Source organism: Tenacibaculum xiamenense (genome assembly GCF_964513065.1).
GTDB classification, from domain to species: Bacteria; Bacteroidota; Bacteroidia; order Flavobacteriales; family Flavobacteriaceae; genus Polaribacter; species Polaribacter xiamenense.
This window is the reverse complement of record NZ_CAZEQU010000030.1, coordinates 182,161-196,153: the sequence shown is the minus strand read 5'-3', so window position 1 is coordinate 196,153 and position 13,993 is coordinate 182,161. Positions and strand designations below refer to the sequence as shown.

Below are 13,993 nucleotides of genomic sequence, written 5' to 3'. Positions count from 1 at the left end.
TTAGAAATGAAAACGGTTAAAATTTATAAGATAACTCTACGCCATAGGTTGCTGGATTACCCAACCATATAAGGTCTTGTCCAGGCCCTCCGATGGATTGACTAGAGTAAAATTCTTGTGCATATTTTTCATCGAGGATATTAGCTCCCCATAGAGTAATGTCTAACTTTTTGTTGAAGTTAGCTCCAAATCTTAGGTCTAATAAATTATAGCGAGGACTCTTTAAATCTGGCAATTCCTCATGCCAAAGAATTTCTCCTGTTCCTTTTAAATTAAGAATACCTCTTAGGCTAACTGATTCTGAAACGGGTACATTTGATTGTAATGAAACATTAAAACTGTCTTGTGGAACAAATGGTGTTCTTACTCCATTGAAAGGAGTTCTATCTGTATCACCGGCTCTACCAGCTTCCTTAATACTAGCATCTACAGCTCCGTAACTTGCAATAATATCTAAATATTTTGATACTCTTAATTTCATGTCTACTTCAAACCCTTTTATACTACTACGATCGTAGTTATAGTTTCCAAGTATAATGTTTGGAGGAGTTAACTGAAGTCCGTACTGTTGCTGGTTGTTTAAGTTGGTATAAAAAGCAGCTATGTTTAAGATAAAACGATTGTTCCACCAGCTACTTTTGAATCCAAGCTCGTAGTTATCACTTGTTTCAGCTTGATATTCTCTATCGAAAATAGTTGTTTTTTGAGCATTGAACCCTCCAACACGATACCCTCGTCCGTAATTGGCAAATAATAATACATCCTTATAAGGAGCGTATGAAATAGAGAATTTAGGTTGTATTTCACTATCGTTTTTCGAATCTTCAGAGTTCAGTGCAGGATTCACCTGTTCTATTTGATCATTATCGTAACGAAGACCAAATGAAAGTGTTACTTTATCTGAAAGCTTGTAGTCTAAGAATCCGAATAAGGCAATTGTGTTATAGGTATTTGTAAAATCAGAAACACCTAAATCACTGAATGTTCCTGTTGGAGCAAATGGAGGCGCAAAGAACCCGAAATCTGCTTGAGCAAGAGTTCTTAAATATCGTTCGTTTCTTTGATAAAAGGCTCCTAAATCCCATGAGATTTTAGAACTAGTATCTTTTGAACTTAATCTAAATTCTTGATTAAATACTTCCGAGTTACTATCTTGATCTTGTAATAAGATTGGAGCGGCAGAATGATCTAAATCACCTGTTCCGTTTCTTTCTGCTTTATTATATGAGGTTACAGATTGAAGTTTCATGTTTTCAAAATCATATTCCAACTTGGCAAAAGCAAATAGGTTTTTTAAGAAAGCCTTACCTAAAACATCGGATGTAGCAACTACATCGTCGATTTCGTTAGGGTCGACAGTTGATGCTCCATTCGCTGGAATATGATAGTATAATCCCCCTCCATTTATATTATTATATTGTCCGCTAAGTGTAATTTTAAAATCGTCAGTTACATTAAAAAATAGTTGTCCTCTTGCACTGTAATCATCGAAGTAATCAGGAGGAGTTTCGTTGGTAATGTTGTAGAAAAGTCCGTCAGATTTTCTGTAGCTTCCTGATACTCTATAGTACACTTTATCTTTTACAATAGGACCAGAAAAAGCACCCTGACCTTTAATGGTGTTTCCAGAAGCATATCCAATATTCACTTTGTTTCTAAAAGAGTTTGTGGGCTTTTTCGTTACAATGTTAATAGCTCCAGCAATGGCATTTTTTCCGTATAAGGCTCCTTGAGGACCTTTTACAACTTCAACCATGGCTAAGTCGAATAGCTCTTGATTTAGTAAGTTTGAATCGGGTACAGTTACTCCGTCAATCACAAATGAAATAGGAGCTTCTCCGTTTCTAATTTGTGGAATACCTCTTACGGTAACAAAGTTGACTCCGACATTTTGAGAAGTATTGAAATTAACATTTGGAACCTGAGCTGAGAATGATTGTAGATTTGTAATACCCGCATTTTCAATTTCTGTAGCAGTCATGGTAACTACAGATTCAGGAATGCTTTGAATGGATTCAGCTCTACGTCGAGCTTGTCCAACAACGCCAGCAAAACCTTCAACGACTATTTCATTTAAAAAGGAATTATCTTCTTTTAGTATAACATTAATTTTTTTCTTTCCTTGAACGGCAATTTCTTTTGTTTCATACCCTAAAAAGGAGAAAACCAAGGTGGCATTTTGTTTGACTGTAATGGTGTAATTTCCATTAAAATCGGAAACAACTCCGTTGGTGGTTCCTTTCTCAATAATATTAACACTAGGTAAAGACTCAATATCTGAGCTTACATTTCCTGTAATGGTAATGTTTTGAGCAACAATGGTTAAAGGAATGAAGAACGCTAATAGGATTAGGAATCTTTTCATCGTTATTTGTTTTAGTGATTTCGATAATAAAAGTATAGGATTTCGTTTTCCTAATAATTTATTCCAAATATTTATTATTATATTAGTAATTCCAGTTTTAAATTTTGGAAGAAGATGGAAAAATATTCAAATACTGATTCAAATGAAACGTTAGTACTAACAAAGTATGTATTTACTGAGTTACTAAATCAGGTTATTGACAAGTTTAAGGAGGATCATAAGGTTCAGGATACTTACAAAGATTCTCAGCTTTATGGATTCGGGAATTACAATTCGAATTTGCCAAGTATTAAAAGTGAATTGGAACTGTTATTAAAAGGCTATGTTAATGGTAAGTATTTGTATAATAAATCCAGAGAGGTTTCTACGGGGAAGCCAGTGGTTAAAATAAGTAGGGAGTACAAGTTTTTGTTTTTTAATTATTTAGACTGTAAAGATGTATTTGAGTTTTTAGAAAAGCGAATTAAGTTACATGATGAAAGAGAAAAGCAATTGCAACTTTTACACAGTTCTGTTTCCAATGAAGACTACTATTATGTGTGCTATTATTATGGAGAAGATAAAAAAATGACCAAGGGTCAAATTATTATTTACAATAATTGGAAAACATTCGAACTCATTTTTGTGTATCAAAACAAAAAAGGCCTTCCTATCTATTATAATCTATTCGGAAATATAAAACAGGAAAGTAGCTTTACACATTTTGATGCCAAGTTTTTTACAAAGAGAGGAAAAATAGAAGGTGCCAATTTTATTTTTTATGTTGGAAAATCGAATGTAAATGAGCGACCTATTTTGATAGGAACCTATTCTTCATTTGATAAATATGATCATAGTGTGGCCGGAAATATGATTATGGTTCGAAAGGATAGTAGAGAGGCGATGGAAGAGGAGGCTAATTCTTTTTATTTTGACCCAGTGTTTTCACAAGAACTGGTTAAGGAACGTTATGTGGCTTTGAGTCACGTTCCAAAACAACTTTCTCGATTGTCGTCAAAAAGCCCATATGCGAGCATATTCGGAAAGATTCCGAACAACTATAAAGCAATATTCAGTATCGATAATGAAAACCATGAATTGAATTTCTTTGTTGAAGAGTTTCACTATAATATTCGAAGCCGAACAGAAAATGTGGTTGTAGAAAATGATCGTCTGTCGTTGGAAAATAAAGGGCAGATTTTAGAGTTACATTTTTCCTTAGTGGGAATCTTTTTTATTCAAAAGGTATCTCTATACTTAAAAGTGTATAATTTATTTCAAACAGGAGAGGTTATTGGTCGATTTACAGGGGTAGATATTAATAACAATATTGTTTCAGGAGATGTTCAATTAAGTGTATTGTCTTAATTATTCTAAAGAATCATCGATTTCATCATTTTTCGCTTGATAACGTGTCATTGCTCTATTAAGTTTCTGTTGTATTCTTCTTCTCAATCTTTCTGGTTTTTGAACTTCTATAGAATCACCGAAACCAAGAATTAAGCGTTCTAATTCATAGTTAGGTTGTACCAAAATATTGAAAATAGCACCGTTTTCTGTTCTTTTAATTAATCTTTGAGAATTATGAAAAGGTTTAGTGATAACATAAGGAGTGTTTTCTCGATCCACCCAAAACTGAACACGTTGAGGTCTTGAATTGGAAACACTTACTCCAACAATGTTTTTGTAGTATTCATCACCATTAATATTATAATCTTTATATATAATTTCATCTTTGGTAATAATATTTTGAATCCTATCTAGGGCGAGCGTGATAGCTTTGTCTTTTATGAAGCCAAGAACAAACCATCTATTATTAAACTCTTTTAAAAGTTGAGGATGAATAATCATTTCAGAAGCTTCTCTCGCTTTGAAAGACTTGTAAATAATTGTAATTACCTTTTTTTGTTGGATGGCCTCATAAATAGGATCGATAAACTCTAAACCTTTTAAATTTTCATTTTTATCTAAATGAATAATAGCTCGTTTTGTCTCCTGAGAAGCGTATACTGAATCTTCCAAACGTTGTAAAACACCGTCCATTTCCTTGAATAGAGAAAAATCTTTGAACTGCCTTAAAACAGCAATAGCTTCGTTCATTACTTTTACATCAGTTTCGGTAACAGGAATGTTTTTAATACTATAGTTCTCCTCGGAATAGCGATAAAATTTACGTTCATAAACTTCAATAGGAGCATTGTACCCTAATTTATCACTACGCATATGTTGAATATCAAGTTGTACCGTACGTTTACTAACATATACATCTTTTCCTTCATATTCGTACAAAGCATCAGAACAAGCATCAATTAAATCATCTAAAGTCCATCGACGCATGGTATTTCGTAAACATTGATCAATGGTTTTATAACGAATAAGAGCGTTTTTATTTGAAGCCATGTTATAAAGTTTTTAATTCATTGGCAAGATTTTCTCTAGCCTGTTTTTCATAGAGGTTTTTAAAAGGAACGGTACTGTATATGTTTTCTTTAGCTAAGAAATGCTCCAAAACTTTTTTTCTTCCTTTTTTATAAAGTATAGAAGGAATAAGTCGATACTCCTTTCTGATTTTTTGGGTGTAATCAGTGTAAATTTTATTTGATTGACCTAATATAGAAAGATCAAAGTCAACCATAAATTTACCATCTAAAGATGCCGCTTGATGTGTTTTTGTCGCTAAAATTTGATTTTCAATTTCCTTATAAAAAAGATAGGGCAAATCAATTTTTTGCAATTCTATTAAAGCAACTTCGGCGCTTTTTTCTTCGTTATCCTTTTTCCAAATATCATAAATAATATCATGATAAAATATAGAAAAGGAAACTATGTCAGGTGAACTTAGTTGTTCCTTGTACAAATCATGATATTTAAATAGCTCCTGGAGGTGATTTAAGTTATGATATGCTCTCTCTTTTTTACTATAAAACTGATGTATTTTGCTCCACAGATCTTCAATAATATCTTCTGAGGTCTCATAGCTTGTCATTAATGACTGAAAACGTTCCTGTAGGTTCAAACTAAACAAATTTTAATGTCGAAAATAATGAAATTGTAGAAGAAATTGAAATAATAGGATTAGCTTTGTTCTTAACCAATCTTAATAAAAATAAAAATGAACGAACTACTGCTTAAAGTATACCAAGATCTGGAGGGATCTTTAGGAATACTATTAATAATCATGGTCATTATTGAATGGATTGCCTTGATTATAATTCAAAAACTCGAAAGTAATAAAGAGGGTTTTGTAAACCTACTTTCCTTTATTATTGATTCTATTCCATATTTCTTTTTAGGAAGAATTTTCATTTTCGGAACCATGGTATGGTGTTATGAATATAAACTATTTACTGTAGGGTACGAATGGTACATATGGATAGCATGTTTCTTATTGTATGATTTAATGTTTTATGTATTTCATTACCTAGGACATCGCGTACGGCTATTTTGGTGTATACATGGCGTACATCATACAGCTAAAGAAATGAAACTAACCGTTGCCGTAAGAGGGTCTTTTTTAGGTATTCTTTGGACTCCACTTAATTTTATATGGCTACCGCTACTGGGATTTGATCCGTTCATGGTATTTATTGTACATACTTTTGGGAGGTTTTATGGAGTATACGAGCATGTCAATGAAAACTTTGTAGGAAAACAGCGCTGGCTTGAATGGCTTTTAATAACTCCTTCTGTACATAGAGCTCATCATTCTAGTGATCATGAATATCTAGATCGAAACTATGGGGAAACATTTTCTATTTGGGATCACCTTTTTGGAACTTTTCAATCTGAATTCACCGATAAGAAAATGGAATATGGTATTATGGATGATACTATTGATGGTGAAAACTTCTGGCAGGTACAAACAATTTTATGGAAGCAACTATGGGAAGATGTTGTTAACGCGCCAACTTTTATGGATAAATTGAAATATATTTTTAAACCTCCAGGTTGGAATCATATCGATGGAGGAAAATTAGCCGAATCTTACCGAGAGGAAGCTTTGAAAGAAAGAAAATTACAACTAACCAAATAAAAAGAGCATTATGCTCTTTTTTTATGCGATTAGGTCAATATTAATTTTAAGTATATATTTGTATACGGTCTTTTACTCAATACATATTGAATAGTCTTTGAATTTATGTTTAATTTAAATACTATGATTATGAATTGGAAAATTCAAAAGCTATTAAATGGAGAAACTATTATCTCTAAAGAACCAGGTAACTCAATGTTGCCTATATTAAAATCCAAACAACCTGTAAAGTTGAAACCAGTAACTTGGCAAGATTGTGAAACAGGTGATATTGTTTTTTGTAAGGTTAGAGGAAATTGTTTTACTCATTTAGTAAAAGGCAAAAATGAAAAACGGGGATTGCTCATAGGCAATAATCGTGGACATCTAAACGGATGGACGAAGAATGTATATGGTAAAGTAATTGAAATTTTACCTTGTAAGTAGTGCTGTTAAGCACTTTTTTTATGCAATAAACTTTCCTGAAAAAATAAAATTAACTAAAAAAACATTTAATACGCAAAATCATTGCGTAATTACATCTAACATTTGCAATGTGATTGTTAAATATCATGTCGTCCAAGTGGGGAAAATGTTATAAAAAGAAAAGTAAAAAGGAATTAATAACTAAAAGAAAAGAAATGGCAAACAAGTTAAAAAATACAATAAGATTGCAAGATGAAATGCTACCAAGAGCAATTATTTGTGATTTAGATGGAACACTTTCATTGATAAATAATAGAAATCCTTTTGATGGAAGTAAATGTGAGCAAGATTTGCCCAATGTACCGGTAGTTAACTTGGTTAAGAATTACAAAGAGCTTGGATATAAGGTTTTACTATTATCAGGAAGAGATGGAAGGTATCAGCCAGAAACAGAACTATGGTTGGATGCACATAATATTCATTATGATGAACTTTGGATGCGTAAACCTAAGGATAATAGAAAAGATGCTATTATAAAGGAAGAAATCTTTAGAAGGGAAATTGAAGAGAAGTATTTTATAGAATTTGTTTTAGATGATAGAAATCAGGTAGTCGACTTATGGAGGTTAAAATTAAAATTACCTTGTTTTCAAGTTTTTTATGGAGATTTTTAAATTGAGTTAAAAGCAAGTTATATTAATAGAAAGTGAAATTATGCAAATAAAAAAGGGAGCGATGTATTGAGTTTATAATTAAAAACTTAATACAAATGAAGAAGTTTAAACGATTTAAAGATGCTTTTGGTTTAAACGAGTTTGGTTTGATAGATTTTCCAGTGAAAATATCAGGAATAAAAATTTCCAGAATAAAGTTAGGTGAAGAGTCTGGCTGTAGTAGGTGTTTTCCACATGGGTTTGAAACTATCAACTACACTAAACCTCAGAGAAATTGGAAAACTCAAAGGAAATTAAAATGGAAGGAAAAATATTAGAAAAATTAAGGCAAATAGAAAAAGAAAAAAATATTGAAATACTGTTTGCAGTAGAATCAGGAAGCAGGGCTTGGGGCTTTGCTTCTCCTGATTCCGATTACGACATACGTTTTGTTTACAAGCATAAAAAAGATTGGTATCTCAACCTGTGGGAACAAAAAGATACAATTGAATTTATGACAGAAGATGATTTGGATGGTTCTGGTTGGGATCTAAAAAAAGCATTGCAATTATTAGCTAAATCAAACGCTTCTTTTTTAGGGTGGTTGTTTTCTCCAGTGGTCTATTATGCAAATGATAAGCTTTTAAAGGAAATTCAAACACTTGCTCATACTAGTTTTAATCCAGTATCAGGATTTTATCATTATCATAGTATGAACAAGGGCTTTGAAGAAAAGCTTGGAACAAATGAAATGACCATCAAGAGTTATTTCTATGCGATTCGTACTGCGCTGTGCGCAAACTGGATTGTTAAAAAAAGAACAATTCCTCCAGTTGAATTCAAGGAGCTTTATCCATTAATTGAGGTCGAATATCAGGAAAAATTAGACGAATTGATTTTACTGAAGAGTTCCAGCGAGGAGAAGAGTAATGTGAAAGTTGATATCCATTTATTGGAATTGGTAAAGGATATTACAATAGAGAACAATTCATTAAAAGAGGGCTTAGAAAATATCAAGCCTAATAAAGAGTTGTTTAATCAATTATTTTTAAAAATTGTAAATGATGACAATAAAGGAACTTAAAGAATCAGGGAGTATAATTTTCGAATGTATTAGCGGAAGTAGGGCGTATGGATTACAAACACCTACTTCCGATACTGATATAAAAGGAGTCTTTATTTTACCTAAAGATCAATTTTATTCTTTAGAATATGTTGGTCAGGTAAATAATGAAACGAACGATATTGTGTACTATGAACTCAGAAAGTTTATCGAATTGTGTGCGAAAAATAATCCAAACATATTGGAGATGTTAAATACTCCTAAGGATTGTATTTTGTATAAACACCCTTTGTATGATGAAATAAAACAAAGGTATTTTTTATCTAAACTCTGTAAGAATACATTTGCGAATTATGCTTTTACGCAAATAAAAAAGGCAAGAGGATTGAATAAAAAGATAATGAACCCAATGGAAAAAGAAAGGAAGACAGTGTTGGATTTTTGTATGGTTCGAGGTAAAAAAGAGTCTGTTCATTTAAAAGACTACCTCCAAAATCATGATTTAAATAGTGAGTATTGTGGTTTGGCAAAAATTCCAAATATGAAAAATTGTTACAATCTATTTTATAATGAAAGTCTTGGTTATAGAGGAATTGCAAGAGAACAAGCAAATGAGGTTTCTGTAAGTAATATTCCTAAAGAAGAACAACCGATTGGACTTTTATATTTTAACTTGGAAGGATATTCTTCCTACTGTAAAAAGTATAAAGAATATTGGCAATGGGTTAAAAATAGAAATGAAGATCGTTATCAGAATAACATATCACATGCAAAAAATTATGATTCCAAGAACATGATGCATACGATAAGGTTGTTGTATATGGCAGAAGAAATTGGTAGAGAAGGTGAAATAAAAGTACGAAGAAATGATAGAGATTATCTGTTGTCAATAAAGCAAGGGAAATTTGATTACGACTTTTTGGTAGACAGAGCTGAAAGTATTAAAAATAAACTTGAAGCTTTATATCAAGACTCGGAACTTCCTGAAAAACCAAATTTAACTGTAGTAAATAAGTTGTTATTATCAATTAGAACTGAATTCTATCAAGATTATGCCAAAAAATAGAGGAAAAGAAGGCCGAGACGATTACTTGTTTGGAGAGTCGTTTATGAAGCGAAAAATAAAAGAAGCTGTTTATGATATGTCTTTCTTGCTAGAAAGAGGTTATGGAGAGGCTTCATCTTGTGAATTGGTTGGGAATCGTTACAAATTAAACAAACGTCAACAACAGGCAATCAAAGGAATGTCGGCTGGTGAATCTGCCGTTCAAAATAGAAAATCGAGACAAAGATCAATACAGGAAATAAAGAATCAAGCACTTATTATTGACGGCTTTAATCAATTGATTTTATTAGAAAGTATGTTGTCTGAAGCGTATTTGTTTCAAGGAAAGGACGGAGCGTATAGAGATTTATCTACGTTACATGGTACTTATAAAAAAGTAAATCAAACGTTAGAAGCAATTGACTTAGTGAAAGACTTTTGTCGCGAGAATAGTATAATTAAAGTACTATGGGTTTTTGATAAACCCGTATCGAATAGCGGTCGAATGAAAACCTTATTAAATACCTATGCTGAAGAAAATGGTTTGAATTGGGAGATACTACTTGAAAACAATCCAGACAAAGTTATTGCTGAGAGTAAGAATATAGCGCTTACCAGTGACGCCTGGATATTAGATAGAGCAAATTCATGGTATAACTTAATTGAAGTTTTAATTCCTAAGAATTATCCTTTTTTAGTTACTTGCGAATAAAAATACACTGATGAAAAAGAATAAAATTTTTAATAAGCTCGTTGAAGTTCAAAAACGAATTCTGGAGTTGGAAATGAATCATTATTTTCTTCAATTAAAAGAAGAACACTTAACAATTTTAGCACAAAACGTTAAGTCATATCAACAAGACGATTTATCAATTGAGAAATTTAAGGAGCCAAGCTTTTCTGAAGAAGTAAAAGTTGATCGTAATGAGATTTTTGAGAAATTTAATTTTCTCGAAGGGGAAAAGGATATCGATTTAATCCTTGAGAAACTAAAGCTTATACCAATTAATGAAGTTCTTGTAGTTCTTGGACAGCGAATTACAACAGCTTCTGTTAAAAATGAACAAGGAATTCCTCCAATTGATGACGAAGTTTTTAAGAAGACGTTTAAACCTTATAATAAACATCTGTCAAAAGGATTGAGAGCATTTGAAAAACATTCAGAAAGAACAGAAAACTCTTTCTGGGGAAAAATCGAAGGAAATCCAAAACAAAAAGAGGAAAGAGCACGAGAAGTAGTAAAGAACTTACTTTTAAATAAAACTTGGTGGAATATTTATTATCATTATAAACATGAGCTGGTTTATGAGGTTCGTATTCCTAGTGGGCATGGAGTTCGTTGGAAATGTTCCAATCTTGAATTTATTGGTTTCGTCGAACCTTTTGAAGTTAAAGAATTCTATTAGATAATCTTCAAAAATACCACTGATTAATGAGAATTCGCTAATAGAAATAACTAGAGTTATTCAATTTGTGGTATATTTGTAATACCAATACTACGTCTAGCTACTACACAGTTAAATTATTAGATAATCTATACTTAAATAATTATATGATTAGAAAATTCCTCCTGTGTTTTCTCCTTTGTTGCGCATGGCTAAGTACAGCTCAAATAGATGCAAACTCAATTATGGCCATCCCTGTTCTAAGTAATACAGAAATGAACAGTGTAGTAAGTCCAAATCAAGGAAGTCTTATTTACAACTCTACAGACAATAAACTATATAAATATACCGGAACTGAATGGCTTCCTATTGGTTTAGGAAGTTTTATTAGTGAAGATCTGAAGTTAATAAGAGGTAATGTAAATGCCAATGGTACCATTGCTCAAGGAACAGGTTTTACTGTTACGAAATTAACAAGTTCGAGGTATCAAATTGATTTTTCGAATCCTTTTACAGGAGTACCATCAATAACATTTGGAATAGGAGATACCGCAGCTTTTGCAGGAAATACCTATGAAGATAATATTATAAATGTAATTTCTATTTCTAACTCCAGAGTAATCGTAGTTACCATGGATAACTCTGGAGAGAATACGAGAGAAGACTCTTGGTTCTCGTTTATAGCTGTTGGACCAAGGTAGCTTTCGCAGGAAATAGAAATTATCTTAAACGGTATTTACTCCAAGGTCATAAACCTTTTCTTAGTCCCTTTAGTGCTTATCATAATGAATTTTTCCATATCATAAGCTCCGAAGTATGGTGAATAGTAAGTCTTTGATTTATTATCTTGTATCTTATTGTAGGAAACATCTCCATTTTCTGAATATTCAATATCGTAGAGAGAGGTAGATTCGAACCATCCTCTGGATACTTTGGTTCTCCCATCTTTCTTCTTTAATAAATGTTTTCCTGAATTAAGGATAACATGAAGTTTGTCATTTTTTATAAAAGCATTATAAGAAGGAGATGTGGCTCTTTTAAAAATACTTCTTCCCCATTCTAAATTACCATCTTTTGTGTTTTTCAGAATTAAGATATCATCATAATGATAAGTAGTTACCCAATAACCGCCCATGTTACCATTATTAACATATGCTTGTGTTATGTAAAACTCTTCAGCAATTAAATAAGTATTCCCCTTACTATCAGTTAAAACGTGGTCTATTTCGAAATTACTTAGCTCTTTGTTTTTCTTCTTTTTTCTTTTTGCTGCCCTATAGTTATATAAATCGTCATAAACTTGTTTTGGTAAAACTTGAGCTTTCTTATTGTCTAATTTAAACTCGTTAGTATTCACCATAAAATTACAGGCTCCTTTAATTCTGTTCTCATTTATTTCAGAATAAAATCCGGTCAGCTGAATGCTATTTTCGTTAGGAATAATTCTTAAAGACCTAATATGTTCTGTATCTAAATCGATTAATAATTCAGTGTTTCCTTCTTTAGTAATTTTATTTAGTACGAATTGATAGTTGGTTTTCTTTTGATGTTTTTTTGATTTATGATTCTTAACATAAAGTTTCCCCAAGGAATAAACGTTTGCGTTATCATCAATATATAAATCGTTGTGGGTAAATGATCTGTCACTACTTTCTTGATACGCAGTTTTGTAAACTAATTTATTAGATGTTACATTGTAAACCCTAATAGTATAGGAATTCTTGTTCTTTCTAATATTATCTGTTGCAATTGCAAAGAAATTACCATTTGGAGATAAAGCAAAACTCGTATTATGATTTTTTCTTGAACCAAATAAGCTCTGTTTTTTCTCGACAGTTGTTTCGAATATAGTTTTTTTAGAATACGATTTTTTGTTCAAATCTATGGTATGGCAAAATAGAATTCGTTCGTCTTTTTTAGGAGCATAAACTGTAAAGAAGTTAAGTTTGTTGTTGTAGAATAGTTCTCCAACATGTTTTTCCTTTCTACTACTTTTAACAACTTCAGAAAATATCTTATCAGAATTAGTATTGAAGACATCAAATAAGAACTTTTTCCTTCCATTTCTAGCAATAATTGTTTCACCTGATTCTGAAGTAAAAATAGAGGTAATTTCATAGGCTTTTACTTTATCCTTAAATGGCTTTGTTTCTGTTGCTTTGAGTGATGTTGATTGTCCTGCTACCTGAAGAGAAAGTAGTAATAGACAAAGCATGTAAAATGTTTTCATAGTAATTTAAATTGATTTAATTGTTTTTATTGAGTTCTAAATATTCAGTGAAATAATTTGTGAACCACTTTAGATCATCCTCTAAATATTGTTCATTTTCAGAATCAAAACCTAAAATTTGATGTTCGTTATTGGATTTATCGATTAAGACTAGGGTTCCCTCTAAAACGTCATCTTGAACTTCTTTAATTCGTGGTTCAAATCGTTTGGAATTGGTACTATCTAATCTCACTTGTGTAGTACTGCTTTTTATTTGAATTGAGTTATTCAATAATATTTTTAAATTTTGATTGGATTGCGATTTTGCTCGCATTCTTGAAATATTGAAGAAGGCAGTTCCAAAAAGTAAAATTAAAGCACCAATTACTTTTCCATTGGAAATTCTATAAGAAATAGAAGAATCGGATAACAAGAATACTAGTAAAGCTATACCTATAACAGAAGGAAGTACAATTAACCCGAAAAATACAGGATAATCCATTTTAGCTTTGCCAATTACAATTTTATTGTTCTCTCTGGAATAGGAAATTTTTAGTCTTTTTAATTTCGACTCTAGCAAATTTTCTTTTGTCATTTTAATGTAGCTATTTTTTGTGCAAATATAATTACTTCCTGTATATAATGGTTGTATAATTCATTTTATGAACCTGTTTAATTATAAAATTCTATAAAATATTTGGGAATCTTTAAGAAAATTACTCATATTTGCCACTTATTAGAATTAAAAAAACTAAAATTATACCTATGACAATGCTAAAACAAACATATCAGGACGCTCAATTGCGACTTTGTGGAGTATGTTTTAGGTAGTAATTCACAATATAAAAAGTAAAAA

General features: G+C 31.4%; 15 protein-coding genes. 10 read left to right on the top strand and 5 right to left on the bottom strand.

All coding sequences use genetic code 11. The features are described from left to right. Positions 1-16 precede the first annotated feature (16 nt). Positions 17-2,365 (bottom strand): TonB-dependent receptor, encoded by a 2,349-nt coding sequence (locus tag ACKTTV_RS11005; protein WP_408030883.1) that lies wholly within the window; start codon positions 2,363-2,365, stop codon positions 17-19. 114 nt (positions 2,366-2,479) lie between these two features. Here ACKTTV_RS11005 and ACKTTV_RS11000 point away from each other — a divergent pair, with 114 nt between their 5' ends. Beyond that, positions 2,480-3,712, top strand: a complete 1,233-nt coding sequence (locus ACKTTV_RS11000; RefSeq protein WP_408030882.1) for a hypothetical protein — start codon at positions 2,480-2,482, stop codon at positions 3,710-3,712. On the opposite strand, the gene ACKTTV_RS10995 is transcribed toward ACKTTV_RS11000, so the two are convergent. Next, positions 3,713-4,744 carry a helix-turn-helix transcriptional regulator gene (locus ACKTTV_RS10995; protein WP_408030881.1) on the bottom strand — a complete coding sequence of 344 codons (1,032 nt, stop codon included), beginning with the start codon at positions 4,742-4,744 and terminating at the stop codon, positions 3,713-3,715. It abuts the gene before it with no gap. A gap of 1 nt (position 4,745) precedes the next feature. Continuing rightward, positions 4,746-5,360: an HD domain-containing protein gene (locus tag ACKTTV_RS10990; protein ID WP_408030880.1), complete on the bottom strand. Its 615-nt coding sequence runs from the start codon at positions 5,358-5,360 to the stop codon at positions 4,746-4,748. A 96-nt stretch (positions 5,361-5,456) separates the two neighbouring features. On the opposite strand from ACKTTV_RS10990, the gene ACKTTV_RS10985 reads away from it, so the two are divergent. From ACKTTV_RS10985 to ACKTTV_RS10945, 9 genes are all read left to right on the top strand, one after another. Further along, on the top strand, positions 5,457-6,377 hold the full coding sequence (locus tag ACKTTV_RS10985) for a sterol desaturase family protein (RefSeq protein ID WP_408030879.1): 921 nt from the start codon (positions 5,457-5,459) through the stop codon (positions 6,375-6,377). A 129-nt stretch (positions 6,378-6,506) separates the two neighbouring features. Continuing rightward, entirely contained in the window at positions 6,507-6,803 is a 297-nt protein-coding gene (locus tag ACKTTV_RS10980; RefSeq protein ID WP_408030878.1) for a hypothetical protein, read from the top strand. A gap of 194 nt (positions 6,804-6,997) precedes the next feature. Further along, a complete protein-coding gene (locus ACKTTV_RS10975; RefSeq protein ID WP_408030877.1) occupies positions 6,998-7,456 on the top strand; it encodes a phosphatase domain-containing protein in 459 nt (152 codons plus the stop codon). A 95-nt stretch (positions 7,457-7,551) separates the two neighbouring features. Next, positions 7,552-7,773, top strand: coding sequence for a phosphate ABC transporter substrate-binding protein (locus ACKTTV_RS10970; protein ID WP_408030876.1), 222 nt, complete (start codon positions 7,552-7,554; stop codon positions 7,771-7,773). Next, complete coding sequence (locus ACKTTV_RS10965) at positions 7,755-8,519, top strand: nucleotidyltransferase domain-containing protein (RefSeq protein WP_408030875.1); 765 nt, start codon at positions 7,755-7,757, stop codon at positions 8,517-8,519. Before ACKTTV_RS10970 ends, ACKTTV_RS10965 begins: the two co-directional genes overlap by 19 nt. Next, the gene (locus tag ACKTTV_RS10960; RefSeq protein WP_408030874.1) at positions 8,497-9,564 is read left to right on the top strand and encodes a nucleotidyltransferase domain-containing protein; all 1,068 of its coding nucleotides are present in this window, start codon (positions 8,497-8,499) and stop codon (positions 9,562-9,564) included. Before ACKTTV_RS10965 ends, ACKTTV_RS10960 begins: the two co-directional genes overlap by 23 nt. Continuing rightward, on the top strand, positions 9,551-10,255 hold the full coding sequence (locus ACKTTV_RS10955) for a DUF434 domain-containing protein (RefSeq protein ID WP_408030873.1): 705 nt from the start codon (positions 9,551-9,553) through the stop codon (positions 10,253-10,255). The genes ACKTTV_RS10960 and ACKTTV_RS10955 overlap by 14 nt, the downstream gene beginning before the upstream one ends. 10 nt (positions 10,256-10,265) lie before the next feature. Further along, on the top strand, positions 10,266-10,949 hold the full coding sequence (locus ACKTTV_RS10950; RefSeq protein ID WP_408030872.1) for a hypothetical protein: 684 nt from the start codon (positions 10,266-10,268) through the stop codon (positions 10,947-10,949). A gap of 146 nt (positions 10,950-11,095) precedes the next feature. After that, on the top strand, positions 11,096-11,629 hold the full coding sequence (locus ACKTTV_RS10945; RefSeq protein WP_408030871.1) for a hypothetical protein: 534 nt from the start codon (positions 11,096-11,098) through the stop codon (positions 11,627-11,629). Positions 11,630-11,664: 35 nt separating this feature from the next. Here the strand turns inward: ACKTTV_RS10945 and ACKTTV_RS10940 are convergent, their stop codons facing one another. Together ACKTTV_RS10940 and ACKTTV_RS10935 are read right to left on the bottom strand one after the other, a co-directional pair. Further along, a complete protein-coding gene (locus ACKTTV_RS10940; RefSeq protein ID WP_408030870.1) occupies positions 11,665-13,158 on the bottom strand; it encodes a hypothetical protein in 1,494 nt (497 codons plus the stop codon). A 16-nt stretch (positions 13,159-13,174) separates the two neighbouring features. Further along, positions 13,175-13,732 carry a hypothetical protein gene (locus tag ACKTTV_RS10935; protein WP_408030869.1) on the bottom strand — a complete coding sequence of 186 codons (558 nt, stop codon included), beginning with the start codon at positions 13,730-13,732 and terminating at the stop codon, positions 13,175-13,177. Positions 13,733-13,993: the final 261 nt, after the last annotated feature.